The sequence below is a fragment of the Embleya sp. NBC_00888 genome, from assembly GCF_045207655.1.
Classification (GTDB): Bacteria; Actinomycetota; Actinomycetes; order Streptomycetales; family Streptomycetaceae; genus Embleya.
The window spans coordinates 2,216,892-2,243,083 of the sequence record NZ_CP108784.1 but is presented as its reverse complement, the minus strand read 5'-3'; the positions used below and the strand labels follow the sequence as shown (position 1 = coordinate 2,243,083).

20 protein-coding genes are annotated in these 26,192 nt (G+C 72.1%); 8 read left to right on the top strand and 12 right to left on the bottom strand.

All coding sequences use genetic code 11. From position 1 onward, the window contains the following. Position 1: 1 nt before the first annotated feature. A complete protein-coding gene (locus OG948_RS08815) occupies positions 2–1,210 on the bottom strand; it encodes an ATP-grasp domain-containing protein (protein WP_406295216.1) in 1,209 nt (402 codons plus the stop codon). A gap of 150 nt (positions 1,211–1,360) precedes the next feature. Between OG948_RS08815 and OG948_RS08810 the strand changes: the two genes are divergently transcribed. Further along, positions 1,361–2,548, top strand: coding sequence for an FAD-dependent oxidoreductase (locus tag OG948_RS08810; protein ID WP_406295214.1), 1,188 nt, complete (start codon positions 1,361–1,363; stop codon positions 2,546–2,548). A gap of 69 nt (positions 2,549–2,617) precedes the next feature. On the opposite strand, the gene OG948_RS08805 is transcribed toward OG948_RS08810, so the two are convergent. From OG948_RS08805 to OG948_RS08785, 5 genes are all read right to left on the bottom strand, one after another. Continuing rightward, entirely contained in the window at positions 2,618–4,894 is a 2,277-nt protein-coding gene (locus tag OG948_RS08805) for an FdhF/YdeP family oxidoreductase (RefSeq protein WP_406295212.1), read from the bottom strand. An 86-nt stretch (positions 4,895–4,980) separates the two neighbouring features. Next, positions 4,981–6,144 carry a globin domain-containing protein gene (locus OG948_RS08800; RefSeq protein ID WP_406295210.1) on the bottom strand — a complete coding sequence of 388 codons (1,164 nt, stop codon included), beginning with the start codon at positions 6,142–6,144 and terminating at the stop codon, positions 4,981–4,983. Between the two features lie 411 nt (positions 6,145–6,555). Further along, complete coding sequence (locus tag OG948_RS08795) at positions 6,556–8,994, bottom strand: serine/threonine-protein kinase (RefSeq protein WP_406295208.1); 2,439 nt, start codon at positions 8,992–8,994, stop codon at positions 6,556–6,558. 195 nt (positions 8,995–9,189) lie between these two features. Beyond that, entirely contained in the window at positions 9,190–10,347 is a 1,158-nt protein-coding gene (locus tag OG948_RS08790) for an acyl-CoA dehydrogenase family protein (protein ID WP_395869119.1), read from the bottom strand. Next, positions 10,347–11,366 carry an acyl-CoA dehydrogenase family protein gene (locus OG948_RS08785; RefSeq protein ID WP_406295207.1) on the bottom strand — a complete coding sequence of 340 codons (1,020 nt, stop codon included), beginning with the start codon at positions 11,364–11,366 and terminating at the stop codon, positions 10,347–10,349. Before OG948_RS08785 ends, OG948_RS08790 begins: the two co-directional genes overlap by 1 nt. Positions 11,367–11,654: 288 nt before the next feature. On the opposite strand from OG948_RS08785, the gene OG948_RS08780 reads away from it, so the two are divergent. The 3 genes from OG948_RS08780 to OG948_RS08770 all read left to right on the top strand — a co-directional run bounded on the left by OG948_RS08780 (position 11,655) and on the right by OG948_RS08770 (position 14,222). Further along, positions 11,655–12,725, top strand: coding sequence for a hypothetical protein (locus OG948_RS08780; protein WP_406295205.1), 1,071 nt, complete (start codon positions 11,655–11,657; stop codon positions 12,723–12,725). 406 nt (positions 12,726–13,131) lie between these two features. Further along, positions 13,132–13,566 (top strand): ATP-binding protein, encoded by a 435-nt coding sequence (locus tag OG948_RS08775; protein ID WP_395869113.1) that lies wholly within the window; start codon positions 13,132–13,134, stop codon positions 13,564–13,566. Between the two features lie 419 nt (positions 13,567–13,985). Beyond that, entirely contained in the window at positions 13,986–14,222 is a 237-nt protein-coding gene (locus OG948_RS08770) for a DUF397 domain-containing protein (RefSeq protein ID WP_020554482.1), read from the top strand. A gap of 60 nt (positions 14,223–14,282) precedes the next feature. Here the strand turns inward: OG948_RS08770 and OG948_RS08765 are convergent, their stop codons facing one another. Beyond that, a complete protein-coding gene (locus tag OG948_RS08765) occupies positions 14,283–15,149 on the bottom strand; it encodes a helix-turn-helix domain-containing protein (RefSeq protein ID WP_395869111.1) in 867 nt (288 codons plus the stop codon). A 486-nt stretch (positions 15,150–15,635) separates the two neighbouring features. Between OG948_RS08765 and OG948_RS08760 the strand changes: the two genes are divergently transcribed. Then, positions 15,636–17,033, top strand: coding sequence for an SWIM zinc finger family protein (locus tag OG948_RS08760; protein ID WP_406295202.1), 1,398 nt, complete (start codon positions 15,636–15,638; stop codon positions 17,031–17,033). Further along, positions 17,030–19,843 carry a DUF6493 family protein gene (locus OG948_RS08755; RefSeq protein ID WP_406295201.1) on the top strand — a complete coding sequence of 938 codons (2,814 nt, stop codon included), beginning with the start codon at positions 17,030–17,032 and terminating at the stop codon, positions 19,841–19,843. Before OG948_RS08760 ends, OG948_RS08755 begins: the two co-directional genes overlap by 4 nt. A gap of 99 nt (positions 19,844–19,942) precedes the next feature. On the opposite strand, the gene OG948_RS08750 is transcribed toward OG948_RS08755, so the two are convergent. Next, the gene (locus OG948_RS08750) at positions 19,943–20,614 is read right to left on the bottom strand and encodes an O-methyltransferase (RefSeq protein ID WP_406295199.1); all 672 of its coding nucleotides are present in this window, start codon (positions 20,612–20,614) and stop codon (positions 19,943–19,945) included. A 4-nt stretch (positions 20,615–20,618) separates the two neighbouring features. After that, the gene (locus tag OG948_RS08745; protein WP_406295197.1) at positions 20,619–21,464 is read right to left on the bottom strand and encodes an arylamine N-acetyltransferase; all 846 of its coding nucleotides are present in this window, start codon (positions 21,462–21,464) and stop codon (positions 20,619–20,621) included. A gap of 168 nt (positions 21,465–21,632) precedes the next feature. Between OG948_RS08745 and OG948_RS08740 the strand changes: the two genes are divergently transcribed. Continuing rightward, a complete protein-coding gene (locus OG948_RS08740) occupies positions 21,633–22,046 on the top strand; it encodes an ankyrin repeat domain-containing protein (RefSeq protein WP_395869101.1) in 414 nt (137 codons plus the stop codon). Positions 22,047–22,123: 77 nt separating this feature from the next. Then, positions 22,124–22,795, top strand: a complete 672-nt coding sequence (locus tag OG948_RS08735) for a hypothetical protein (protein ID WP_406295196.1) — start codon at positions 22,124–22,126, stop codon at positions 22,793–22,795. A 33-nt stretch (positions 22,796–22,828) separates the two neighbouring features. On the opposite strand, the gene OG948_RS08730 is transcribed toward OG948_RS08735, so the two are convergent. The 3 genes from OG948_RS08730 to OG948_RS08720 all read right to left on the bottom strand — a co-directional run bounded on the left by OG948_RS08730 (position 22,829) and on the right by OG948_RS08720 (position 26,136). Continuing rightward, complete coding sequence (locus OG948_RS08730; protein WP_406295195.1) at positions 22,829–24,196, bottom strand: M16 family metallopeptidase; 1,368 nt, start codon at positions 24,194–24,196, stop codon at positions 22,829–22,831. After that, the gene (locus OG948_RS08725; protein ID WP_406295194.1) at positions 24,193–25,530 is read right to left on the bottom strand and encodes a M16 family metallopeptidase; all 1,338 of its coding nucleotides are present in this window, start codon (positions 25,528–25,530) and stop codon (positions 24,193–24,195) included. Before OG948_RS08725 ends, OG948_RS08730 begins: the two co-directional genes overlap by 4 nt. Before the next feature lie 177 nt (positions 25,531–25,707). Then, positions 25,708–26,136, bottom strand: a complete 429-nt coding sequence (locus OG948_RS08720; protein WP_395869094.1) for an SRPBCC family protein — start codon at positions 26,134–26,136, stop codon at positions 25,708–25,710. Positions 26,137–26,192: the final 56 nt, after the last annotated feature.

The following is a 26,192-nucleotide window of genomic DNA, read 5'->3' as shown; positions in this document are numbered from 1 at the left end:
CTCAGCGCCCGCACCGGCGTACGGCCGCGGCCAGCGCGCGGACCGCCGTCGCGGCGGCGGGCAGCGGATCGTCCCAGGCCAGCCACGCGGGTTCCAGACCGCCCCGGGCCGGCGGGTATCCGGGCGGCCGGGCCACCCCGACCCGGCCCCGGTAGGCCACCCACGCCGCGACGTCGAGATGCTCCGCGACGTAGCGCCGGCCCTCGCGCTGGACGCCCGTCGGGATCGCCCGTCCGGTCAGGTCCAGATGCAGCGCGCGCACCACGTCCAGCCCGCGATCGGTCTCGAACATGCGGAACTGGGCGCCCACGCGCGGATTGAAGTCGACCAGCTTGTACCGCCCGTCGCGCAGATCCAGCCGCCAGTCCAGGTCGGCCGGCCCGCGATAGCCGATCGCCCGACACAGCCGGGCGGAACGGCGCGCCAGTCCCGGATTGGCCAACGCCCGTGCGTACGTGGTCACGCCCGCGTGCGGCGGCCAGGAACGCAGCTTGAGGCCGGTGAACACCGGCGCGCACCGGCCGTCGGGCGCGGCGTACAGGTGCACGATCCAGTCCTGCGCGCTCTCGCGCGGCACGTACGCCTGCAACAGCACCCCGCGCGGCGCGCCGACCGACGCGAGCAGGGCGCGCTCGCTGCGCACGAGGGTGGTGCCCGGCACCACCGGGGCGCGCAGTCGATCCCACGGCGCCAGGTTCTTGACCACCACCGGATAACCCAGCTCCCGTGCATGGAAGAGGAGTTGCTCACGATCGTCCGGGAAGCGGGTGTCCGGCGCGGACACCTCGTGGGCCAGGCAGCGCCGGTACAGCCCGCGCTTGTCCGCCAGGTCGGCGGGCAGGTCCGGGTCGATCTTCGGCAGCAGGAAACACTCCGCGAGCCGGTCCTGCGCGCCGGCGGCGAGCAGCGCGGCCTCGTCATCGGTGGGCACCAGCACCGCGCGGGCGGGCAACCGGCGTCCGATCCACAACAACCGGTCGATCAGCGCCGCCGGGTCCTCCAGGCCGGTCGTGGGCCACACATGCCGCCCGCGCAGATGTCGGGAGAGCGCGGTGGGAGTGAAGGCGTCCTCGACCACCGCGTGCACCGCCACCCCCACGCGGCCGAGCGAGCGCACCGCGCCCACCGAACCCTGGTGCAGCGGATAGCGGCCGACCTTGAACAGCAGCGCCGGCACCGAACGATCCAGCTCGACCCCTCGCCCGCCCATGTCGTCGCCTCCCCGTCCGGACCTTTCTAGCAGCGCGAACCGACTTTTCACCGAATAAGCCAACAATTCGTACGGAGCACCGAGCACCGAGCACCGAACGCCGAAGAACAAACGCCGAAGACCGAAGACCGAACACCGAAGGACATCGTCATGACCGTCGCCATCGTCGGAGCAGGCCCCTACGGCCTCTCGCTCGCCGCCCACCTGCGCCGACTCGGGGTCACCACCCGGGTGTTCGGCGAACCCATGGAGAGTTGGCGGCGACACATGCCGGCCGGGATGCTGCTCAAATCCCGACCCGACGCGTCCTCGATCTCCGCGCCCGGGCCCGGATTCGGCCTGGCCGCCTTCCAACGTGCCCGGGGCGAGCGGCCGTCCACCGGTGATCAGCCGGTCCCGCGCGAGACCTTCGCGGCCTACGGTCGTTGGTTCGCCGATCGCCTCGTGCCGGACGTGGAGCGGGTGCGGATCACCGGCCTCGAGCCGGCCGGGCACGGCTTCGTGCTCGGCCGCGAGGACGGCACCGAGGTCGAGGTGGACGCCGTCGTGCTGGCCACCGGGCTCGCCGCGCACCGCTACGTGCCGCCCGTGCTCGAACGCCTGGGCACCGAACTGGTCTCGCACCCCGCCGAGCACCCGGACCTGGCCGAACTGGGCGCGGACCGGGACATCGTGGTGATCGGCTCGGGCCAATCGGCGCTGGAGAGCGCCGCGTTGCTGCACGAGGGCGGCGCCGCGCGGGTGCGCGTGTTCGGCCGGGCCCACCGGGTGCGGTTCGGCACACCGCCCGTGCCGGGGCGGATCCGGCGGCTGACCCCGGACTCGCCGCTGGGCGAGGGGTGGTCGGTGGCCGCCGCGGCGCACGGACCGGCCGCGTTCCGGCTGCTGCCCGCGTGTGTGCGGGTCGACCTGGCCCGGCGCATCCTGGGGCCCTCGGCCGCGTGGTGGCTGCGGGACCGCCTGGACGGGCGGGTCCCGGTCCGGGACGCGCAGACGGTCGTCGGGGCCCGCCGCGAGCCGGACGGACGGGCGCGGATGTTGCTCCGGGACCGCACCGGATACCAGCGCGAGGTGCACGCCGACCACGTGCTCGCGGCGACCGGCTATCGGGTCGACCTCGCCGCGCTGGGCTTCCTCGCGCCGCACGTGCGGCGGCGGATCGCCACGGTGGCCGGACTGCCCGCACTGGACGCCGCGTTCGAGACCACCGTGCCGGGCCTGTACGTCAGCGGCCCGCCCGCGGCCGCCACCTTCGGCCCGGTGGTCCGCTTCGTGCACGGCACCGGCTTCGCCTCCCGCCGACTGGCGGCCGTGCTCGCGGCGCGCTTCCAGGGATAGCCGGCGGGGCACCGGCGAGCGCCGGGCGGACCGGGGTCCGCCCGGCGCTCGTTCGGGCACGGCCGAGGCTCAGTGCGTGTGCGGCTCCAGTCGGATCACGATCGACTTCGAGGTCGGTGTGTTGCTCTCGTCCGCCGTGCTGTCCAGCGGCACCAGCACATTGGTCTCCGGGAAGTAGGCCGCGCAGCAACCCGCCGCGGTGTCGTAGGACACCACCTTGAACGACGGCGCGCGGCGTTCGGTGCCGTCCTGCCACTCGCCGACCAGATCGACCAGGGAGCCGTCCGCGATGCCGAGTTCGGCCAGGTCGGCCGGGTTCACGAAGACCACCCGGCGGCCCTGCTTGATCCCGCGATAGCGGTCGTCGAGGCCGTAGATCGTGGTGTTGTACTGGTCGTGCGAGCGCACCGTCTGCAGGATCAGCCGGCCCGCCGGCACCCGCAGCACCGCGAGGTCGTTGCGGGAGAAGTTGGCCTTGCCGGTCGTGGTCGGGAACCTGCGCTCGTCGCGCGGCCCGTGCGGCAGTACGAACCCGCCGGGCTCGCGCACCCGGCGATTGAAGTCGGTGAAACCCGGGATCACCCGCTCGATCCGGTCCCGGATCAGGTCGTAGTCGCGGGCGAAGTCGCGCCAGGGCACCGATACCCGGTCGCCGAGCACACGTTCGGCCAGCCCGCACACGATCGCCACCTCGGAGCGCAGGTGCGCGGAGGCCGGCGGCAGCTTGCCGCGCGACATGTGCACCGCGCTCATCGAGTCCTCGACGGTGACGAACTGGTCCCGCTCGGTGCGACCGAGCGTGGGCAGGATCAGCGCCCGCCGCCCGGTGACCGCGTGCGAGCGGTTGAGTTTGGTGGACACCTGGACGGTGAGCCGGGTCGCCCGCAACGCGGCCTCGGTGGCCGCCGTGTCCGGCGTCGCGGAGACGAAGTTGCCGCCCACCGCGACGAACACCCGCACCGCGTCGTCGCGCATCGCCCGGATCGCGTCCACCACGTCGTGCCCGTGCGCGCGCGGCGGGGCGAAGCCGAACTCCTTCTCCAACGCGTCCAGGAACGCCGGCGAGGGCTTCTCGTAGATGCCCATCGTCCGGTCGCCCTGCACGTTGCTGTGCCCGCGCACCGGACACACCCCCGCGCCCGGCCGACCCACATTGCCGCGCAGGAGCAGGAAGTTGACCACCTCGCGGATGGTCGGTACCGAGTTCTTGTGCTGGGTCAGGCCCATCGCCCAACACACCACGATCCGACGCGAGTCGAGCACCCGCCGATGGATGCGCTCGATCCCGTCGCGGGTCAGCCCGGTCGCCTCCAGCACGTCGTCCCACGGCGTGGTCCGTACGTCCGCCGCGAACTCCGCGAAGCCGTGCGTGTATTCGTCGATGAACGCGCGATCGAGCACGCTGCCCGGCGCGGCGTCCTCGGCCTCCAGCAGCAGCCGGTTCAGCGCCCGGAACAGCGCGAGGTCGCCGTTCACCCTGATCTGCGCGAACTCGTCGGTCAGTTGTGTGCCCGAACCGAGCACGCCGGTGACCTTCTGCGGATTCTTGAACCGCAGCAGCCCGGCCTCGGGCAACGGGTTCACCGCCACGATCGAGGCGCCCGCCTGCTTGGCCCTCTCCAGCGCGGACAACATCCGGGGGTGGTTGGTGCCCGGGTTCTGGCCCACCACGAAGATCAGATCCGCCTGATACAGATCCTCCAGCGACACGCTGCCCTTGCCCACGCCGAGCGTCTGGGTCAGCGCCGAGCCACTCGACTCGTGGCACATATTGGAGCAGTCCGGCAGGTTGTTCGTGCCGAACGCGCGCACGAACAGCTGGTACACGAACGCGGCCTCGTTGCTGGTGCGCCCCGACGTGTAGAACGCCGCCTGATCCGGCGAGTCCAGCGCCGCCAGTTCCTCGGCGACCACCCCGAAGGCGTCCTCCCACGAGATGGGCGCGTAGTGCGAGGCGCCCTCGGCGAGGTACATCGGCTCGGTCAGCCGGCCCTGCTGGCCCAGCCAGTAGTCCGACTTCCCGGCCAGCTCGGCGACCGGATGCGCGGCGAAGAAGTCCGCGCCCACCCGGCGCACGGTGGCCTCCTCGGCGACCGCCTTCGCGCCGTTCTCGCAGAACTCGGCGACGCTGCGGTGCTCCGGTTCCGGCCACGCGCACCCGGGACAGTCGAAGCCCCGCTTCTGGTTGACCTGGACCAGGGTCAGCAGGCTGCGCCGCACCCCCATCTGGCGACCGGCATGGCGCAGCGACCAGGCGACGGCCGGCAGACCGGCCGCGTACTCCTTCGGCGGGCCGACCACCAAGCCCTCGTCCCCGACGTCGTCCACGGGCGGCTTGCTCACCATGCGGGCGCTCCTGCTGCTCGAAACCGGCCGTTTCGATACGACCCTGTCGGCCGTACGTTACGCCCTCACCGCCGCGTGTCCGCAGCTCAGCACCCCTGGAGCAGCCGGGGCCCCTGGGCGATCCCGTCCAGGCTCTCGGTGTGCAGCCGCTGCGGCGCCACGCCCAGCTCGCCGGTCAGCCGGTGGGTGGTGGCCCGGACCATGGCCGCGGATCCGCTGACGAACACGTCGTGGTCGTGCCAGTGGCCGTACCGGGCCAGCACGTCCGGCAGCGCGCCCTGATCGCCGGCGAACGAGCGGTCGTGGGTGACCGCGGGGATCACGTTCAGCCACGGGTACACCTCCGCCATCGCGGACAGCGCGGTCAGGTCGTACAGGTCCACCCCGTACTTCGCGCCGATGAACACGTGGGCGCGGTTCGCCAACTGACGCTGCGCCATGTGCTGGACCAGCGCCTTGATCGGCGCCAGACCGGTCCCGGAGGCCACGCACAACGTGCGGCGCAGGGTCTCGCCGCGCAACACCAGACCGCCGCGCGCGGGGCCCAGGCGGATGTGGTCGCCGACCCGGGCGCGGTGTACCAGCGCGTTGCTCACCCAGCCGGCCGGCACCGCGTGTACGTGCAGTTCGAGTCGACCGTCCACGCGCGGGGCGTTCGCGATCGAGTAGTGCCGCCATATCCTCGGCCACCACGGCGTCTCCACGGTGACGTGTTGGCCCGGGTGGTAGGGCAGCGGGTGATCCGGCTGGACGGTGAGCACCGCGATGTCCCGCCCACGCGGCTCGTGTGCGGTGATCACCGCGTCCCACCAGGGCGGCGCCTCCTCGGCGTCGTCGGCGGCGGCCTCGATCATCACCTCCGCCGCCCACGTGTAGACCTCCAGCCAGGCGGCCTGGAGCTCGGCTGTCCAGCGGGTGCCCAGGTAGCGGGCCAGCGCGCCGATCAGCGCGTTGCCGACCGCGTCGTAGTGCTCGTCGAGGACGCCGTACTTGCGGTGGTCCCGGCCCAACTGGCGCAGGAAGCGGCGCAACTCGTGCGGCTCGTCGCTGCCCGCGCCCAGTCGCAACAGCGCGGCGAGCAGGCGGTCGCGCTGCAGGTTCATGGCCGGCGGGAACAGGGCGCGCAGATCGGGGCGTTGCAGGAACAGCAGGGCGTAGAAGTGCGAGACCAGATCGTGCGCGGCGGGGGCGACGGCCCGGAGGCTGCCGCGGAGCAGATCGGCCCGGGAGGGATCGGGACTTCCGGACATGGCGGACCGCATCCTCGTGTGCTCGGAGAGCGACCCTGCGGCCGGACATGTACTGCCGAATCCGGAAACCGCCGGTCACCCGAAGGGGGAAGTACCCGACGGTATGCGGCGGCTCGAATGCGGAGGGTGGGTAATGCGGGAAGCCCGCCGCGGGTGGCCGCGGCGGGCTTAGGCTTGAGGATTTCTTGCGCCGTGTGGGTGACGGCGCGGTCGAGCCGGCCGGCGCGGGCGTTTTCGGGGACGGTGTGGCTCCTCCGAGTGGGCCGGACGGGGGCGTCCGCGAACCCTGGCCGGGCACTCTCCGTCACCGCCGGGGGGATCCATCGGGAACCGCCCGGGGGCCGTCGGAACCCCCGGGCGATCCGTGGGGAACCGCCCGGGAGAGCCGTCCGGTGCCGCCCGGGAGATCCGTCAGGCCGGTGTCACCCCGAATTCGCGGGCCACGATCCCGTTCGCCGCCGCCGCGGCGGCCAGCGGATCACTGCCGGCCAGTGTCTGTCGGGACAGTTCGGCCAGCGGGCGCTCGGACCACCCGGGGGCTCCCGGATACGCCCGCCCGCCCACGGGCAGCGCCGTGATCGAGGCCGGGATCATCGGGTTGTCCGGCGGCACGGACCGGTCCAGACCGGTGCGCACCGGCACCAATCGGCCCTGGGCCGCGATCCGCGCGCGCCAGCGCTCGGTGGCCACCAGCGCCAGCAGATCGATCGCGGGCTCCTTGAACAGACTGGCGGCGTTCACCGCGAGCACCGTGCCGCGCACCCCGACCGCGGCCGGCTTGCCGGCGGTGCGGCCCGGGATCGGGAACGCGCCCAGCACCGCGCGCAACGCCGGATTCGCCGTCACCACCGCGTCGTAGAGCGTGGAATCGGCGATCGCGGACGCGATGTTGCCCTTGGCGACCCGGGCCGCGACGGCCGGGTCGTCGTTGCCCACACCGGTCGCGTCCGCGGCGTAGGACTGCAGGTGCCGGAAGAACCTGGCTCCCTCGACCGAGCCCGGCAGGTCGAGCGTGCCGCGCCACGCGTCGCCCTCCTGGACCGCGATCGTGCCGTCGTCCTCCCACACGCACGAGGCCAGGATCGGCCAGGCCCCGCCGGGTACGTACAGCGCCCGGTAGTCGGGGTTGGTCGCGTTGGCCAGGCGCAGCTTCTCCAGGTCCGCGACCCAGGTCACCCGGTCGGTGGGCACACCCACCTGGGCGGCCTGGAACAGCCCCTTGTCGTACAGCACCACCGGCACGTTCGCGGCCAGCGGCAGTGCCATGAGCCGGCCCGCGGAGGTGGCCGAGGCGCGTACGGCGGGGAACCACGTGGCAGCGTCCAACCGGCTCTGATGCGGAGTCAGGTCCATGATCAGGTCGGCCGCCTTGAACCGGGCCAACGCGAGCAGGTCCAACTCGAACACGTCGGGCCCGCGACCGGCGCGCAGCGCCTGCTCCAAGGCCTGGGTGTAGCCGGCCTTCGGTTGGAGCCGGCTGCCCAGCCGCACCCCGGAACCGCTCTTGCCGAACTCCAGGCCCAGGTCGCCGAGCATCGCGGCGGGCAGCAGGTTCTCGGTGGTCCAGACGGTGAGTTCCTGGACCGCGGCGGGCGCGTTCGGGCCGGTCGAGCGGGCCGGACTCGGCGGTGGCGCCGGGTGTGTCGGCGTGGCCTTGGGCGACGAGTCGCCGCCCCCACCGAGCGCCCAGGCCGCCGCCCCGCCGCCGACCACGGCGGCGCCGGCCGCGACCGCCAGGAAACCGCGGCGGGACTTGGCCCGGGAGCCGGCCCGGCGGGTGCGGGCGGGCGGCTGCTCCCGGGTGGGCGGCGCCGCGGGCTCGGGAGTGGCGGGCGCCGCCGAGGGGGCCGGGACCTCGGCCGGTGCGGGCTCGGGTTCGGCGGGTGTGGGAGGCGCGGGCTCGCTGCCGGGCGGTGGGGCGGGCACCGTGCCCGCCGCGTACGGCTCGCTGCCGGGCATCGGCTCGGGCGGCTCCCACGGGTTGGCCACCCGTTCGGCCACCCACACGGCGGTCGCCGAGGGCAGCCAGGTCGGCCCCGGGGTGCCGGCCGCGACCCGGACCACCTCCTCGGGGTCGGGGCGTCGGGTCGGGTCCTTGACCAGGCAGGCGGCGATCAGGTTGCGCAACGACGCCGGCACGTCGCCGAGTTCGGGATCGCCCTCGGCGACCCGGTCGGCGGCGGAACCCGCGCCGCCGTGATCGAAGGGCCCCGTGCCGGTCGCGGCGAACGCGAGCACGGACCCGAGCGAGAACACGTCGGTCGGCGGACCCACGGTCAGATCCCGTACCTGCTCGGGCGAACGGAAACCGGGGGAGTCGAGCACGGTGCCGATCACCACGCCGTCGGCGGTCACCGACGAGCCGGTCGACCCGTGCGCGATCCCCAGCTGCGGCAGCAGGGGGCCGTCCGGGCCGAGCAGCACCGCACCGGGGTCGAGCCGCCCGTGATACAGCCCCACCGCGTGCAACCGGCCCAGCAGTCCGGCCAGTTCACCGGCGAGTACGCGCAGCGAATGACCGGGCAGCGGGCCGTGCCGGCGGACCGTCTCGGCCAGCGTCGGGCCCGCGAGGTGGGTGGTGGCGTACCAGAGCTGACGGCCGGTGATGTCGGCGTCCAGGATCATCGCCGTGCCCGGGCCGGCCAACCGCCGCGCGGCGTCCACCTCTTCGCCGAACCGGGCCCGGAACGCCGGATCACGCCCGAGGTCGGCCCGGATCACCCGCACGACGACGGGGGCGTCGTCGTGCGCGGCACCCAGATAGGTACGAGCCGTGGTCCCTTCACCGAGGCGGCCCACCAATCGGTAGGCGCCAATGTTCGAAGGGTCCTCGTCGTGCAGCGGCCGCATGGCTGAAACTCCGTTTCGCTCACCGGTGTGAACGGTGCCGAAGTCTGCCATGAAGCGGCCGGTGATCCGGCCACCCGTTCGGCCGCCCGCCATCCGTGCCCGCCATATCCGTAAACACCGGGCAGCGCGTCACCGGCCGGCGTCACCGGTCGGCGTCACCGGATGGCACGCCACCCGGTGGCGCCGACCGGTCCGCTACCGGGCCCGAGGCAGTCCCAGGCGGTGCTCGGCGATGTTGTTGCGCTGGATCTCGCTCGTCCCGCCGTAGATGGTGGTCACCGGAGCGTCCCGTGCGGCGTGGTCGACGAACCACGCGTCCCCCGGTTCGCCGAGCAGCCCCTCGGGTCCGGCCATGTCCAGGCATGCCTCGGCGGCGCGGTTGTACGACTCGCTCGCGTACAACTTGGCGATCGAACCCTCGGTGGTCGGCAACCCGCCAGCGCTCGCGATCAGCGCCGGGCGCAACGCGAGCAGCGCGGTGATCTCGTTGTCGATCGCGATCCGCGCGAGCCGCTTGCGCACCGAGGTGTCGTCCATCGCCCCGGTCTCCGCCGCCCACCGGGTGAACCGGCGCAGCAGCGACACGCCCTGGTTCATGTTGCCGAACACGCCGCGCTCGTAGGCCAGCGCCACCTTCATCACGCCCCACCCGCCGTCGACCTCGCCGAGCCGCCAGCGGTCCGGCACCCGGACGTCGGTGAAGTAGGTGATGTTGGTGCGGTCCCCGCCCATCGTCTCCACCGGTTGGAAGGAGATGCCCGGCAGGTCCATCGGCACCAGGAACATGGTCAGACCGCGATGCTTGGCCACGTCCGGGTCGGTGCGGGTCAGCAGGATCACGTAGCCGGCCTCGTGCACGAGCGTGGTGAACATCTTCTGCCCGTTCACCAGCCACACCGGCTCGTCCTCGGGGTGTCCCAGGATGCGCTCCGCGCGGGTGGCCGCCGCGGCCACGTCCGATCCCGAACCCGGCTCGCTGTAGCCCAGCGCCGCGATCGCCTCGCCGCGGTGGAACCGGGGCAGCACCTCGGCCAGATGGAACGCGCTGCCGATCTGCTCGACGATGCCCGCCACCAGCATCGTGTTGGCCAACCCGAAGAACGGTGCGTCGGCCAGCCCCAGTTCGTCGAAGAAGACGTACAACTCCAACGGATCGCGACCGGTGCTGCGCCCGGGCCCGGCCATGCCCTCGGCGATCACCCCGGTGGCGGCCAGCGCGCGATGGAACTCCCAGTCGTGGAAGGTGCCGGTGCGCCGGGCCCGCTCGATCATCTCCTCGGTCAGGTGTTCCGCGACGAACGCCCGGATCCACCGCCGGAACTCCTCGACCGATTCCTTGGGCTCGAAGTCCATCAGAGGCTCCCCACGGGTCCGAAGAGGTCGTCGGCCAGGCGCTGGTACTCCTCGTCCGGATCACCCAGGACCAGCGGCCAGCCGCGGGCCCGCCGGAAGTAGAGCTGGATGTCGTATTCGAGGGTCACCCCGTATCCGCCGTGGAAGTGCACCGCGCGATACGTGGTGGTGCGCGCCACGTCGGTCGCGGCCAGGAACGCCATCGTGGCGAGCCGGGCGGCTTCGGCCGGATCGCCCTCGTCGGCGCACCACGCGGCGCGCGCGGCCAGCAGCCGGATCCCGTCCAGCGGCCCGACCAGATCGGCCAACCCCTGCTGGACCGCCTGGAACGCGCCGATCGGCTTGCCGAACTGCTCGCGCTCGAGCGTGTACGCCACGGCGATCTCCAACGCGCGCTCGGCCAGCCCGGCCAGCGTGGCCGCCGTGTTCAACTGCCACTCGCGGCGCAGTGCCGCGTAGCGCCGCGCGGCCTCCTCGCCGGTCGCCAGCACCACCCGCCCGCCGCGATCGTCGCGCACGTACCGGTCGGCCAATGGGGCGCAGGCGTGGTTGACCGGAGCGGTCATCGGCGGCTCGCCGCGCACGGCGACCAGTTCGTCCTCGTCCAGGGCCACCACGACGTGCGCGACCGCGCCGCCGGGCACCAGGCGGGCCACACCGTCCACGGCGGGCCGCAGCGCGGGCGCCGCGATCAACGTGCCCTCGGCCGCCTCCGCGCACCACGGCGTGTCGAGCAGCAGCCGGGACGCGGCCAGGTGGCCGCTCAGCGGCACCGGCGCCAGCGCCCGGCCGGCCTCGTGCAACACCAGGGTCAGATCCAGACGGCCGGCCCCGCCGCCGCCGACCCGTTCGGGCAGCGCCATCCCGGGCGCGCCCATCGCGGCCAATCGTCGCCACAGGTCGGCCGCGAATCCCAGCGGCTCGGCCGCGCGGACCACGGAAATCGGGCATCGGTCCGTGAAGAACTCCGAAAAAGCGGCCCGTACCGCCTTTTGATCCTCCGTCGGTTCAAGATCCACCGGCGACCTCCGTTCACACCTCGCCGCTCGCACGAGCCGGCGAGCGCACGCTAGCCCCTGGCGGTACACCGATCCATGGCGTCGTCGGTCGAAGTGACCGATGTGCCGGAGATCTCGATCCCATGACATTACTTGCCAGTAGCTGACTGGCGGGTTGCTCTTTGCGAAGATCGGCTGCCCGAGTGACAAACAACGAGAACAGTTGCTTTCCGCCCTGCGGGTCCTCGGTGATCACGATGATCACCCATACGATCCGAGGAATAACGGAAAGCGAAGGGAGAACCCGCTGTGCGTGCATACCGCCACGTGGCGCTGGTGCTGATCGCCCTGCTGGGTGCGGCCCTGATCATCTTCCCGCTGGCCGCCGGCCTGCCGAAGAAGACGCAGGCTGTCGACGATCTGACCAATGACTTCCGCCCGGCCTTCACCCCGGCCGCGATCGCGCAGAGCCGGACCGACCTGGTCACGATGAACGAGATGCTCGCGCAGCTCCAGGCGGAGACGCTGCCGGGTCTCGCGAGCCAGGCCGGGATCACCACACCGGCGTTGATCAACCTGATGGGTGTCACCGCTCCCGAGGTCGGCAAGGGCCTCAAGGAACTGCCCACGATCATGCCCCGGTTCAACAAGCTCGCGGGCACGATGGAGGCGCAGGCCGGGAACTTCCGCCAGGCCGACGACATTCCGACGGCCGACGCGCCCAACACCGCGGTCACGTACCTCTATCTGATCCCGGGCATCGTGCTGCTCGTGGTCGGCGCGGGCGGTCTGCTGTTCTCCTTTGTCGGCACCAGGGTCGTGCTGAGCACGGTGTGTCTGGCGCTCGCGGCGGTGGTCGGTCTCGGCATGGTGATCGGTGTCTTCGCCACCGGCGTGATCGGCAAGACCAAGGCGTCCGAGAAGATGTTCACCGCCTTCCGGCCCACCTTCACCGACGCCGGCTACCAGCAGGCGCACAACGACCTGGACACGCTGGGCAAGATGGCGGTCGGGATGAAGACCAAGTCGATCCCGTCGATGGCCGCGCTGCTGCGCAAGCCGGCGCCGCAGTTCACCGCCGAGCTGGCCACGCAGTACCCCAAGGTCGGCAAGGGACTGGTGGAGACCGATCGCATCCTGGCCAAGTTCGACGCGCTCGTGGAGAACATCGGCGCGAACATCGACACCTTCAAGAACGCGGACAGCATCCCGGACAAGGACACCGAGGTGTCGGTCATGCCGTGGCTGCTGTTCGGCCCGGGTCTGGCGGTGTTCCTGCTCGCCGGCTCGGCCCTGGTGATCCGATTCACAGGACGCGGTAACGGCTCCGCCGAGCCGAGCGCGAGCGCGTCGCGGCAGCCCTCGGACGCGTCGGTCTGAGCACCCGAACGCACACGGTCGGGAGTCGGCCGACCGCCGTGCGCGTAGATTGTCCGGATTATTCCCGAGGTAAGACCAAAAGAAGGAAAAGACCGGTTCACTGATATGTCCGGGATCCGGACGGAAAGTGATCGTTGGTCGATCGAAATGCACGTGCATCGGCGTGGTGCAGACGCAGAAATCGTCGATGCACGTGCATCCGGTCTTGCAGTTGGGGTCGGCATCCTCATAATGAAGTGTGTGCATGTGCACGCGCATGTGCATGGACGCTCTGTGAGGCGAGTCCTCTGGCGGCGTTCCCAACAGGCCGGGGACCAGTACCCGCTCGGAGGCACGGATGACCGTCGCGAGTCCCGCAGGGTTCCGGACGTCGACGTTTCAGTGGATGGAGCCTCTGGCCGGGGATATGGGCCCAACATCCGATATCGCGATACAAGCCCTCGCCGCGCGCCGCGAGTCGGTCAAGGCCGCTCGTGACTTCACCCAGTCGGTGCTCGCCGGCTGGGGCGCCGCCTGCCTCGAGGACGACCTCGCCCTGGTCGTGTCCGAGCTCGTCACCAACGCGCTGTGCCACGGACTGGGCGCCGGCCGCGACGACGCGACCGACGTGGCGCACAACATCCAACTCGCGCTCCTGCGCAAGGGCGAGCGCGTCATGTGCGCGGTCCAGGATCCCGGTGAGAGCCTCCCGGAGACCCAGGCCGGCGGTGAGGACGAGGAGTCCGGGCGGGGTCTGTACCTGGTCGGCTGTTTCAGTGATTCGTGGGGCTGGTTCCCGCTCGACGGCATGGGTCGACGCACCGGAAAGGTCGTCTGGGCGATGTTCGAGATACCGGCCTGACAAACACGTTCTGCAGCATGCGAACAGCATTGCGTTGCGAGATCGCGTTGCAGCTTTGTGGAGAGTTCTAATTCACATTCGGAAGCGGCAACCGAATTAGGGCGCCAAGCGTTTACCCGTCGATCCTTCGACGGGTTTTCTGCATTCTTACGCCCGTTTCGTCCCTCGCCGCTTAAGCAGCTTTTACGCTTCCTTTGAAACCTTGAGGAATGCATGAGCCCTCCCGTGTGAGTGAAGTCGGGCTGCGCTATCATCACCGTTGTACGCTGCATATGCATGGTCAGATGCACGTGCATGCGTAAGTCGGACCGGTTCTGGAAGAAATTGCGACGGACCGGGACGAAGGAACGACACGTGCCGCAACCGGGGGGCGGGCGACCGCCGTCGGGTCGCTCGGCGAGAGGTCCAGGAGAAGCGTCATGCAGGCAACGCACAACGGGGTATCGGCGACCGCGCTCGACGGGGTCACCTGGCAGAAGAGTCGCCGCAGCAACTCGCAGGGCAATTGCGTCGAAATGGCGGCGCTGCCGGACGGCGACGTCGCGGTCCGCAATTCGCGCCACCCCGACGGGCCGGCGCTGATCTATACGCGCGCCGAGATCGAGGCGCTCATCCTCGGGGTCAAGGACGGGGACTTCGACAACCTGCTCGCGTGAAAACCCGCCCGGGACGCTCCGCCCGGGTGGGCCGCCCGTGGGCATTCACAAGCGGAATCCTCAGTTCTCCTTAAGGATCCGCTGCAGCAGGTCCACACTCTTGTCCGGCGGCATGCCGTCCACGCTCAGCCGGTCCATGACCTCGGTGTACGCGTCGACCTCGTCGCGCTTGTCCAGATACAGCGCGCTCGTGAGCTGTTCCAGGTAGACCACGTCCGGCAGGTCGCTCTCCGGGAACCGCAACAGCAGGAACGGGCCGCCCTCGGCGGCGTGCGCGCCGAACCGGAACGGCATGATCTGGATCGTGACGTTCGGCAGGGCGGCCATCTCGATCAGGTGCCGGACCTGATCGCGCATCACGTCCCGACCGCCGATCGGGCGCCGCAGGGCCGCCTCGTCCAGCACGACCCACAGCCTGGGCGGCTTGTCGCGGTACAGGATCGACTGGCGCTGCATCCGCAGACCCACCCGTCGGTCCACCTCGGCCGCCGACGCGGACGGCTGCCCGGCGATCACCACGGCCCGCGCGTACTCCGCGGTCTGGAGCAGGCCGGGCACGAACTGCACCTCGTAGGTGCGGATCACCGAGGCGGCCTCCTCCAGGCCCACGTAGACCTGGAACCAACTCGGCAGGATGTCGTTGTAGTTGTGCCACCAGCCCTGGGCGTTGGCCTCCGCCGCGAGGCCCAGGAGTGCGGCCCGCTCGGTCTCGTCGCCCACGCCGTACATCGTGAGGAGATCAGCCACGTCGCGCTCCTTGAAGCTGACGCGCCCCAGTTCCATTCGACTGATCTTGGATTCGGAGGCCCGGATCTCGTAACCGGCCTCCTCCCGCGAAATCCCCTTCGCTTCGCGCAGACGGCGAAGCTGGGAACCGAGGAGAATACGGCGAACCGTCGAGCCGCTCCCCGGCTGCGTTGCGGGCATCTGCTACCTCCGGCTGAATGGACCAGCGCATAGTATGCCGGCGCGTTGCCACGCGTCCTCGGATCATGGTTACAACAGCACTCTCTTGACGATGTGCCACCACCCACCCGAGTCGTCCGTGTGCCGCAGTTCGGCTTGTCGCGTTCGAGCCCCGGGCCCCAGCCGCCCATGCTCGCACAGGTGATACCACCTAATCGATGCTGTGGCACCGCGAATCCCCCTCTACTGTCCGGTAATCCGGATGTTTCCGACGAACGAACGGCCCGATACGCACGCTCCGCGCGCGATCCGTGACACGTGCCGCATCCACCGCCGTGCGGGTGACCCGCGAGGCACCCGCGCGCGGCGCCCCGGAGCCGCCCACGAGGGCTCCGGGACGGTCCCGAAGGCGCGGTGAAAGTACGGCCGTCCGGGCGGTGTCGGTGCCCGTGACGACGCGCCGCGGACCCGACTCCCGCTGTCGGACGCGGTGTCTACGGTTTCCACATGTCCTCCCCGGTGCACTCCTTCACCTATCTGCGATCGTCCGAGCTCGCCGCCGTCGACGGCGGACGCTCGCTGGGCCTGCAGACCTGCGGCGGCCTGAGTTCGCACGGCCTGACCCCCTTCCCGCGCTTCTTCGACGGCTTCCTGACCGCGCCGGAGGCGGCGGCGGGCGGGTTGCTCGCGGTCGCCGACGTCGCGGCGGCGCGCTACCACCAGCCGATGCGCCCGGGCCTGCTCGATCCGGTGGTGACCGGAAACGGCGATCGGCTCCGCTTCGAGTCGTTCTCGGCGTGTTGCGGCGTGCACGCGCGCCTGGACGTACTGCCCGCCGGCATCGACGGCGAGATGTTCGGCACCGGCACCACCAACGTGGACGTCAACGCGCCGCTGCGCGAGGCGCTCGCGAAGGTCGGCGGCGCCGATCCGCTGCACCTGGCGGTCGGGCCCGACGACGTGACGGTGACCACCTTCGACGGGCCGGTCGTGGAGAAGAAGGTCCCGCTGCCCGAGCGCTGGCTGCGCGGATTCGCCGAAGTCCAGGTGATCTCGGGCGGGTTCGACCTGCGCGCCGAGCTCGCGGCGGGCGAGGCGGTGCGCTTCCTGCGGGCACTGCCGCGCGGCGCCCGGCAGGCGCTGTGGGCGGTCCCGGCCGGGCGTTCGCTGCGGCTGACCGCCCGCCCGCTGCCGGGCGCGGTGTGCCTGCCCGGGCCGGACCGGCTCCAGGCGCTCACCCGGCTGCTGCGCCACGCCCTCGCGCTGCGCGTGTACGGACCCGCGGTGCATGCCCGCAGCAGCGCGGTGTCGTCCGCGTGGGAGATCGAACTGCCGGGCATGCGACTGACCTTGACGCTGTCTCCGGACCCGGCCCGGGGCTTTTCCGGCGAGGGCGCGGTGCTCACCGGCCTGGCCGTCGACTCCGGCGCCGCGGACGCCGACCTGATCTCGGCCCTGCTGGCCTGGGAACCCCGGGTGGAGATCGGCGAGTTGGCCGCACGATCCGGGCTCGACACCGAACGGGTGCGGGCGGCGCTGGTGCGCCTGGGCACCGGCGGCCGGATCGGCTACGACGTCGCGGAGGCGGCCTACTACCACCGCGAGCTGCCCTACGACACCGGCAGCGTCGAGCGGATGAACCCGCGGCTGCGGGACGCGCACGCGTTGGTCGCGGCGGGCGCCGTGACGCTGACCGGGACCGGGGAGAGCGCCACCGTGCGCAGCGGCGAGCACAGCTACGGGCTGCGGTTGGCCGGGGCGGGCAGTTGCACGTGCCGGTGGTGGGCCGAATACCGGGGCGGACGCGGACCCTGCAAGCATCTGCTCGCCACGCAGATCGTGCGCGGGCGGGCGCACACCGACGCGAGCGCGACGGCGCCCGCACCGCAGGAGGCGAACCGATGACCGAGCCGACGACCGGGACCGGGCCGACGACCGGCGCCGCACCGCAGGAGCGCGAACCGCTCACCTGGGCCGCGGTCCGGGTGGCCCTGCGCGAACAGAAGCGACTGGCCGAGGACCCGGCTCCGATCGTGGCCCTGTTCGCCGGGCGCACCGAGGCCGAGCGCCGCAAGCTGCTGCCGGAGTACAAGGAGGCGGTCCGCGCGCGCCGGGAAACCACGCGCGGTCTGCGCCCGCTGCGCGTCGTCGGCGTCGCGTGCCTGGGCGGGCCGGCCGGGATCGCCCAGTGGCTCTCGCGGGCGGAACTGGTCTGGCCCTCGGACGCCCGGGGCGAGGAGGCCGTGCACAAGGTGCTCGCCGAACGCAACCCGGCCTGGATACCGGACATCGTGAACCGGCTCGCCACGAAGATGCCGGTGGACCCCTGGGGCAACCACTGGGACGTGGTGGACGCCCTGGTGCGCGGGAGCGGCCTGTCCACGCCGACCACGACCGGCTTCGTGGTCCGCTGGGTGGCGAAGGTGGGCCAGGAGAGCCTCGGAGACGGAATCACCCTCGCGGAACGGCTGCGCGCCGATCCCTACTTCCCCGACTTGCTGCCCGCGATGTTCGAGGTCGCCGGGATCGGACAACACCTGGAGAACCACGAGTCCTGGAAGCGGGCCGGCATCGCGGGCTGGGGCGCCACCCTGGCCGAGCTCGCCGAGGCGAAGGTGATCGAGCGGGACACCGTGCTGGACGGCTGCGTCTCCCGCCTGCTGCGCGGCGAACGCCCGGGCGCACTCCGTGCGTTCGTACGCATGCACGACGCGATGGCGCCCACCGACGACGAGCTCGCCGCCCGCGTCGACTCCTATCTGCGGCTGCTCCCGGACGCGCCGTCGCCGGTGGCCGGCATGGCCCAGGACGTGCTGCGTCGACTGGACGCGGCGGGCCGACTGGACCCGGAGCGCATCGCCGAGGCGGCCCGGAGCGTGCTGTTTCGCACCGAGAAGAAACTCGTCCGCACCCAACTCACCTGGCTGGGCCAGGCGATCAAGCGCCACCCGGACCACGCCGGTGTGCTGCTGGCCACCGCGGGCACCGCTTTCGGGTCGGTCGCCGTCGACCTCCAGGAGCGCGCGCTCGCGCTGATCGCCAAACACGTCGGCAAGCTCCCGGCCGACCAGGCCGCTCTCGTACACGACGAGGTGCGCGCGCAACTGTCCCTGCTGGGCGACGCGTTGCGTCCGGAGGCGGCGGCGCTGGTCGGCGAGAGCGCGGTCGCGGGGCCCGACCCGGGGTTCGCCCTCGTGCCGCCGCCGGTGCGCGAGTTGCCCCCGCCGATCGGCTCGCTCGAGGAACTGGTCGAGGAACTCGCGGTGTTGTTCGCCCGCACCGACAACCCGTGGGTGAGCCCGCGCGGCCGCAATACCGACCCGCTCGCGGTGGAGCGGATCGTCTCCGCGATGCTGCGCGAACACGAGCGCGACCGCGACGCGTTGCACACCGCACTGCTTCCGCTCACCGAGCGGCACGCGCACATCATCGAACAGCAGTGGTTCATCCATCAGGTACAGGGCGCGGTCGGCGCGATGGTGGCCGCCGCCACCGGCTACAGCGGCTCCCGATCCGGCTGGTTCCGCAGCCTGTTCGGCAAGGGCACCGAGGCCTCCGACCACGACCTGATCCCCGGCTCCAGGGTGGACGTCGAGCGACTCGAACCGGTACAGCGCTTCCTGCTCGCGCGTCTGTACGAGGTGGGCACCCGGCTGCGGACGCCGCGCGGCGGCCCGCACCTGGCCGAGATCGCCGACGCGACCGGCCTGGTGGACCCTGAGGCTCTCGTGACGGGCCTGGAACGGTACGAGGCATCCGGGCACAGCCCCTGGCGGCGCGACGTCGACCAGGCACTGCTGCGGCTGCCCGCCGAGATCGACCCCGCGGTGCTCGCCCGGGCCGGCCGGCTCACCTCGCCCGCCGGTCTGCGGGTGGCCCGGGTGCTGGCCGCGGGCGGCCCGCCGGCCGGGTTCGTCGAGCGCCGGCGCTTCGCCCGGATCCACCGCGAGTTCTCGTATCGGGACCGGGACTGGACGCACTTCGACGGCCCGCTGGCCCTGATCGCCCCCGGTGACCCCGACACGCGGCCGCAGGGCACGGTGCCCGAGAGCGCGCTGCCCATGTACGACCTGTCCGACCCGGGTGCCGCCGCCCGCAGGCCGGGATGGTCCGAGAACACCGAGCCGGATCTGCACTGTTGGCCACTCGTGCTGCCCCGGGACCGCGACGCGCTCGGCGCGCACCTGGCGATCCGGACCCAGCGCGGGATCGACGGGCCCTGCCGAGGCGCGGAGATCCTGCCCGCGCTGGCCGAGTCGCACGGACCGCTCGGATCCGGCATGTCGCTGGCGCTGGCCTACGCGCTGGGCGCACAGGCGGCCGAGGACCGTACCGCCGCGGTGGACGCGCTGGTCACCCTGGCGGCCAGGGGCGACGCGTGGGACGCCCCCGGGCTGGGCCGCGACATCGGCGAGGCGGTCCGTACCCGGGGTCTGAAGACCACGCGCGTGGTCGCCTCGTTGCGCGAGGCGTCCCGGGCCGGCGCGGGCGAGGCGGTGTGGGGCGTGCTGAGCGGTTTCCTGCCCGACCTGCTCGCCGGTACCAGGACCACGGGCCTCGCGGACGCGCTGGCGGTGGCCGCGGAGAGCGCCGCGGGCGGGGGCGCGCGGGCGGTGTCGATCGCGGGGCTGGACGCGCTGGCCGACCGCAAGGGGAGTTCCCGCGCGGTCACCGAGGCGAAGCGGTTGCGCGGGATCCTGGCCGGCGGGGGCTGAGGGCACGGCGGGGGAGCGCGCAACGGCCGGGCGGACGGTGGATGGGCGCCCGGGACGTGGGCGCCGGACGGGTCGACGACGGCCCGTCCGGCGCGCGGCTCACAACTCGTCCAGAGCCTTCACCCGGGCCAGCGTGACGCCGTCCGCGACCGGGAGCATCACCGGCTCGACCCGCGGGTCGGCCCGCACGTGCTCGTTGAAGGCGTGTACGGCCTCCGGCGTCGGGTCGCCGCCCGGCTTGAGCACCAAGCCGCCGTAGAGCACGTTGTCGACGATCAGCAGGCCGTTGGGGCGCATCCGCGGGACCAGCGCCTCCCAATAGGAGATGTAGCCGTCCTTGTTCGCGTCCAGGAACGCCAGGTCGATGTGCGGGTGCGAGGGCAGCGCGTCCAGCGTCTCCAGCGCCGGCGCGATGCGCAGGTCGATCCGATCGTCCACGCCCGCCTCGCGCCACGCCTCGCGGGCGATCGCGGTCCACTCCTCGGACACGTCGCAGCACAGCAGCCGGCCGCCCTCGGCCAGGCCCTTGGCGATGCACAGCGCGGAATAGCCGGTGAACGTGCCGACCTCGACCGCGACCTTCGGCCGGACCACACCCGAGAGCAGGGTCAACAGCGCGCCCTGCTCGGCGGGTACCTGCAAACCGGCGAACCGGCCCATCTCCCTGGTCCGTTCGATCACGCCGCGCTGGACCTCGTCCGGTGCGAGCGAGTGGTCGAGGACGTAGTCGTACAGCTCGGCGGTGACCTGCACCTGCTTGTCGAAGGACATTGCCTCAACTCTCCTCTGGTCGCGCGGGTGGGTGCGCACGCTCGGGCGGCGCGGGGAACACGGTGTCCCAGGGCAGCAACAGGCCGAAGTCGTGGACCAGGAGCCGAAGTACCTCGTGGTCGTCCTTCAACTCGCGTTCCTCCCGGGAGCCGTCGCTGCGCACCACGGTCAACAGGCGGTCCTCGATGTACGCGCGCTCGTGCGGACCGCTGCGTTGCACTCGCAGGGTATGCCGGAACGGCGAGCTCGGGTGCGTCGCGACGTACCAGTTCGCCACCTCGAAGTCGACCGACTCGCGGCGCTCCAGGGTGAACGCGTACACGGTGAACCAGCCCTGTCCGCCGTACACGGTCTGCAACAGCCACAGATCGTCCTCGCGCACGAGCCGGAACCGCCAGGCCCCCTGCGGACTCGCCACGCCCGGCAGCAGCGGCAGCGGCTCCAACAGGCCGCCGCTGCCGAAGCCGACGTCGGCGATATAGGGGTGCGCCTCGCCGGGTACCTCGACCGCGAGCAGCGTGTGGGTCATCGGCCGGATCGCGTCCGAGCCCATCCGCACCCGCGCGGCCAACCGGGTGACGCCGAAGCCCAGCGCCTCCAGCACCCCGGCGAACAGGAGGTTGTGCTCGAAGCAGTAGCCGCCGCGTCCCTGGCGGACCAGCTTGTCCTCCAGGTCGGCCGGCGCCAGCGAGGGCACCCCGCCCAGGACGATCTCGACGTTCTCGAACGGGATGCCGACCACGTGCGCCAGGTGCAGCGAGCGCAGCGTGGCCCACGTGGGCGCCCGCTCGCCCGACCAGCCGATGCGAGCGAAGTAGGCGTCGAGGTCCAGATGGTGCAGATGGCGCAAGAGCCGTCTCCTTCGGATCCGGGGCCGCAACTGGACCGATTCTCACACGCCCGCCGGCGCGGGCGGGACCGCTGCCGCGGCGCGCCACCCGATAGGTTCGGAACCGGTCGGGCCCGGTGTCGGCTCGACCGCCACACCCGCACGGCGTCACGTTCTCGGAGGTAGGTCATGAGCGAGCAGGAACCGGAGCAGCCGTCCGCGCAGGACGAGGAGCGGATCCGGGAACTGGCCGGGCGGTTGTTCGAGGCCGCGCGCACCGGCGACGCCGAGACGCTCGGCGGCTACGTCGACGCCGGCCTGCCGGTGAATCTGGCCAACGACCGGGGCGACACGCTGCTGATGCTCGCCGCCTATCACGGACACGCCGACGCGGTACGCGCGTTGCTCGCCCGGGGCGCCGATCCGGACCGGGCCAACGACCGCGGCCAGACCCCGCTCGCGGGTGCCGTGTTCAAGAGCGAGCGCGACGTGGTCGCGGCGCTGGTCGCGGCCGGCGCCGATCCCGACGCGGGCACGCCGAGCGCGCGCGAGGCGGCCCGGATGTTCGGCAAGGAGGACATGCTTTCCCCGACCGGTGGGTAACAAATGGATGACCCTCCGTCAGTTTCCGCCTGCGTCAGGGCCGGCCGGACGTGAGGACACCGGGGGAGGCACGAACGATGTCCGAGCGACCCGCGATCCCGCGTCTCGACCTGGACGGATTCCCCAGCGGCGTGGGCCTGTTGCACCTGCGCTCGGATCTGCCCGAGGCGCTGGACGGGACGTTCTCCCCGTGGTGCGACCGGCACCACGGCGACCTGTTGCGGACGCCCGGTTTCCGTCGGGCCCGCCGTTTCGTGTTGTGCGGGGCGTTCGGCAACGGTGAGGCCGAGCCGGGGCCGCCGGCCGCGCGGCACCTGACGCTGTACGACCTCAAGCACGTCGGAGTGCTCGCCGCCGCCGGCGGTGGCGACGTGCACGACACCGCGGGCACCCCGCTGCCACCCGAACTGATCGGCGCGATCACCTCGTCGCGTCTGGACTGCCGGGAGATCCGGCGCTGGCCGAACGTGTCGGCGAGCCGGCTCTTCCCGGCCGGCGACAAGCTGCTGCACCTGACCGCGCACGGCTCGGGCACCGCGATGGGGCGCTGGCTGCACGAGGAGGCGGTCGCCGAACTGCTGCGCTCGCCCGGCGCGGTGGGGCTGCGCTGGTTCGACGCGGGCGAGGGGCTGCACGTGGTGCTGTGCGAGGTGAGCGGCCCGATGTGGCCGCTCCCCCCGCACGTGCCGCAGGATCTGGGGCCGGCGATGTGGAGCGGCTATCGCCAGGTCTTCGTCGCGGAGGGGTGAGCGGGCGGGCCCGACGGGCGGCCCGCCCGGGAGTCACACCTGGGACATCACCACGTCGAAGCCCGCCGCGCGCAGGTCCGGGACGATGCGCGCGGCGTCGCCCTCGACGACCACCGCGAGTTCGTCGGGGCGCAGATGGGTGCCGGCGGCGCGGTTGACCGCGTCCGCGTCCGTGGCCAGGATCTCCGCGTACTCGCGGGTGACGTGGTCGTCCGGCAGGTCGTGCACGATCGCCTCGATCAACCGGCCGCCGATGCCCGCGGGCGTTTGCAGGTTGATCGGCATGCTGCCGAGCGAGTGGGCGCGGGTGGCGGCGAGTTCGTCGGGCGTGACGCCGTCCGCGTGCATCCGGCGGACCTCGCCGATCGCGTCCACGATCGCGGCGGCGGTCACCTCGGTGTGCACGGAGGAGGACACCGTGAACGCACCGGAGCGGCGCCCGTGGCCGAAGCTCGCGTGCGCGCCGTAGGTGTAGCCCTTGACCTCGCGCAGCAGGTGGTTGAGCCGGGAGCCGAAGGCGCCGCCGAGCACGTCGGCGAACAACTCGATGGCGATCAGGTCCGGGGTCGAGCGGGGCGCCGCGGTGTGCCCGATCCGGAGCACCGACTGCACGGCGCCGGGGCGGTCCACCACGATCGCCCGCTCGGTCGAGGGGGTGCTCGCGAAGGTGGCCGGGGCCGCACGCGAAGTGGTGCCGCCGGCGCCGGCGAAGACGGTGCGACCCAGCGCGGCCAGGTCGATCGTGTCCAGGTCGCCGACCACGGCGAGGGTGCCGGGTGCGGTCATCCGGCTCGCGTGGAAGGCCCGGATCGCCTCCGCGTCCAGCGCCTGTGCCGTGTCGGGAGTGCCGCCGAGCAGGCCGCCGAGGCGGCTGTCGGCGCCGAACAGGGCCCGGCGGAAGGCGAGTCCGGCGCGGGTGCCGGGCTGGGCCCAGGAGGTCTTCATCGAGCGCACGTGGTCGGCGAGGAAGCGCTCGACGTCCGCATCCGCGAACGCCGGCCGGCGGACCGCCTCGGCGATCAGGTCCAGGCCCGCGCCGAGCCGATCGGCGGGCAGGTCGAGGCCGACCTCCTGGGTCTCCCAGCCGCACGCGAGCCGCCATTGCGCGCCCAGCGCCTCGATGGCGAGCCCGAAGGCGTCCGCGTCGCGGTCCAGGCTGCCCTCGTCGAGCAGTGAGCAGGTGATCCGGGCCAGGCCGTCCAGGCCGACCGGTTCGTGCAGCGCGCCGCTTTCCATGACCAACTTGGTCCAGGCCAGGCTGCGGCCGGGCAGGTGCGCGCCGATCACCTCGCCGCCGGCCACCGCGACCCGGCGCACCTCCGGGAAGCGGTACGGGCGCGGGTCCGCGCCGGCGGGTCGCTCGGCGACCAGGGTGTGGCGGGTCGCGACGTGCTCGCTCATGCGGCGGCCTCCGGCTCGTTCGTGTCGATGTCGGCACCGGCCTCGGCGGCCTCGGGCCGAAACTCCAGCACGATCCGGTTGTCCGCGTGCAGCAGTTCGCGGGCCACCCGGTGCACGTCCTCGGCGGTGACCGCGAGCAATGCGTCGAGGTGGTCGCGGATCGACTCCGCGTCGCCGAAGCGGGTGGTGAACCGGCCGATCGCGTCGGCCCGGCCGCCCGCGGTGGCCAGCTCGCGCAGCCAGTCGCCGGACAACACGGCCCGGACCCGGTCGAGTTCGGCCTCGGTCACCCCCTCGCGCGCGACCTCGTCGCAGACCGCGACGTAGGCGTCGAGCAACTCGCCCGGCTCGACGCCCTCACTGGGCGCGCACGAGCCCATCAGCACCGATTCGAAGTGCAGGTGGCCCCACGCGGACAGGAACGCGCCGGAGGCCTGGGCCAGATTGCGCGCGGTGACCAACTCGCGGTACAGCCGGCTGCCCCGGCCGCGGCCCACGGCGGTCGCGAGCACGCTCGAGGCGGCCGCGTCCGGGCTGCCGAAGCGTGGCGCGCGATGGCACAGGAACAGCCGCGGCGCGGGCACGTCCCGATGTACCCGCACGTGCCGGCCGGCCCCGAACCGGGGCGGCAGCGGCGCCGGGGTGGGCTGCGGGAACGAGCCGCGCGGGGCGATCTTGCCGAAGTACCGCTCGGCCAGGGCGACCACGTGCTCGGGCCGCACGTCGCCGACCACGGTCAGCACCGCGTTGTCCGGCGCGTAGTAGGTCTCGTGGAACGCGGTGAAGTCGGCGAGTTCGGCGCTGTCCAGCTCCGCCATCGAGCCGATCGTGGACGTCGCGTACGGGTGACCCTCGGGGTAGGCGAGGGCCATCATCTCCTCGCTCCAGGTTCCGTAGGGCACGTTGTCGTAGCGCTGCCTGCGCTCGTTCTTGACCACCTCGCGCTGGTTGTCCAGGGTCTCCTGGGTCAGCGCGAGCGAGCCCATCCGGTCGGCTTCGAGCCACAGCGCGAGCTCGAGCTGCCCCGAGGGCACCGTCTGGTAGTAGTTCGTGCGGTCCGCGCTGGTGGACGCGTTGATGCCGTCGCCGCCGCAGCCCTCGATCGCGGCGAAGTGACCGCCCTTGTCCACGTGTGCGGAACCCTCGAACATCAGGTGCTCGAAGAGGTGGGCGAAGCCGTGCTTGCCCTCCACCTCGTGCCGCGAGCCCACGTCGTACCAGAGGTTGACCGCGGCGAGCGGCACCGTGCTGTCGGGGCAGACCACCACACGCAGACCGTTGTCGAGCCTGGTCCGGTGCAGGGCCCACGGGAAGTGGGCGGAAGTCGACGGCACGTGGGGTTCCTCCAGGGGTTCGCGGCGCTCGGTGACGGATCGCCATTGTTCCAGGCGAACGCGGCGAGCGGGCGCACCCCGCACGCGCGACGACCATCCGCCCGGGTGTGCTCACCGGGGGATGGTCGTCGTGGGGCGTCGCCGGGTGGGCGGCGACGGCCGCGCGCGGCGCGCGGGTTACTTGACGAGCGCGGCGAACTTCGCCAGCGACTCGATCAGGGCCTCCTGGGTGGCCTTGGTGACCTTGCCGGCCATCATCTGCACCGCGCCGCCCTTGACCTCGGACTCGATCCGCAGCACCGAACCCTCGCCCGCGGCCTCGACGATGAAGACCTCGGTCATGATGACGCCCATCGGGCCCTTGCCGTCCAGGGCCAGCGACTTGCCCGCCTCGACGTCCTTGATCGTCCACTTGATGTCCGCCGGGAAGCCCATCAGCTTCATCTTCTCGTCGTACGTCACGCCGGCTTCGAGCTTCTCCGGGGCGCCGTTCGGGAACTCGACGTGCGGGACCATCCACTCGCCGAAGACGCTGTAGTCGGTCAGCTTCGCCCACACGGCCTCGGGGCCGGCAGCGATCTCGACCTGCTCGTTGATGACGGGCATGCGTGTGTCCTAACGGTCTTTGAGCTGCGGGAGCTTGCGGCTCGGAGCATGGAGTC

What these genes read in the sequence shown, in the direction of transcription:
- OG948_RS08805 (WP_406295212.1), bottom strand. Translation starts at nt 4,894, where the DNA reads ATGGTGAGCAAGCCGCCCGTGGACGACGTCGGGGACGAGGGCTTGGTG.
- OG948_RS08770 (WP_020554482.1), top strand. Translation starts at nt 13,986, where the DNA reads ATGCAGGCAACGCACAACGGGGTATCGGCGACCGCGCTCGACGGGGTC.
- OG948_RS08810 (WP_406295214.1), top strand. Translation starts at nt 1,361, where the DNA reads ATGACCGTCGCCATCGTCGGAGCAGGCCCCTACGGCCTCTCGCTCGCC.
- OG948_RS08795 (WP_406295208.1), bottom strand. Translation starts at nt 8,994, where the DNA reads ATGCGGCCGCTGCACGACGAGGACCCTTCGAACATTGGCGCCTACCGA.
- OG948_RS08775 (WP_395869113.1), top strand. Translation starts at nt 13,132, where the DNA reads ATGGGCCCAACATCCGATATCGCGATACAAGCCCTCGCCGCGCGCCGC.
- OG948_RS08730 (WP_406295195.1), bottom strand. Translation starts at nt 24,196, where the DNA reads ATGAGCGAGCACGTCGCGACCCGCCACACCCTGGTCGCCGAGCGACCC.
- OG948_RS08735 (WP_406295196.1), top strand. Translation starts at nt 22,124, where the DNA reads ATGTCCGAGCGACCCGCGATCCCGCGTCTCGACCTGGACGGATTCCCC.
- OG948_RS08790 (WP_395869119.1), bottom strand. Translation starts at nt 10,347, where the DNA reads ATGGACTTCGAGCCCAAGGAATCGGTCGAGGAGTTCCGGCGGTGGATC.
- OG948_RS08755 (WP_406295201.1), top strand. Translation starts at nt 17,030, where the DNA reads ATGACCGAGCCGACGACCGGGACCGGGCCGACGACCGGCGCCGCACCG.
- OG948_RS08740 (WP_395869101.1), top strand. Translation starts at nt 21,633, where the DNA reads ATGAGCGAGCAGGAACCGGAGCAGCCGTCCGCGCAGGACGAGGAGCGG.
- OG948_RS08750 (WP_406295199.1), bottom strand. Translation starts at nt 20,614, where the DNA reads ATGTCCTTCGACAAGCAGGTGCAGGTCACCGCCGAGCTGTACGACTAC.
- OG948_RS08765 (WP_395869111.1), bottom strand. Translation starts at nt 15,149, where the DNA reads ATGCCCGCAACGCAGCCGGGGAGCGGCTCGACGGTTCGCCGTATTCTC.
- OG948_RS08720 (WP_395869094.1), bottom strand. Translation starts at nt 26,136, where the DNA reads ATGCCCGTCATCAACGAGCAGGTCGAGATCGCTGCCGGCCCCGAGGCC.
- OG948_RS08815 (WP_406295216.1), bottom strand. Translation starts at nt 1,210, where the DNA reads ATGGGCGGGCGAGGGGTCGAGCTGGATCGTTCGGTGCCGGCGCTGCTG.
- OG948_RS08800 (WP_406295210.1), bottom strand. Translation starts at nt 6,144, where the DNA reads ATGTCCGGAAGTCCCGATCCCTCCCGGGCCGATCTGCTCCGCGGCAGC.
- OG948_RS08760 (WP_406295202.1), top strand. Translation starts at nt 15,636, where the DNA reads ATGTCCTCCCCGGTGCACTCCTTCACCTATCTGCGATCGTCCGAGCTC.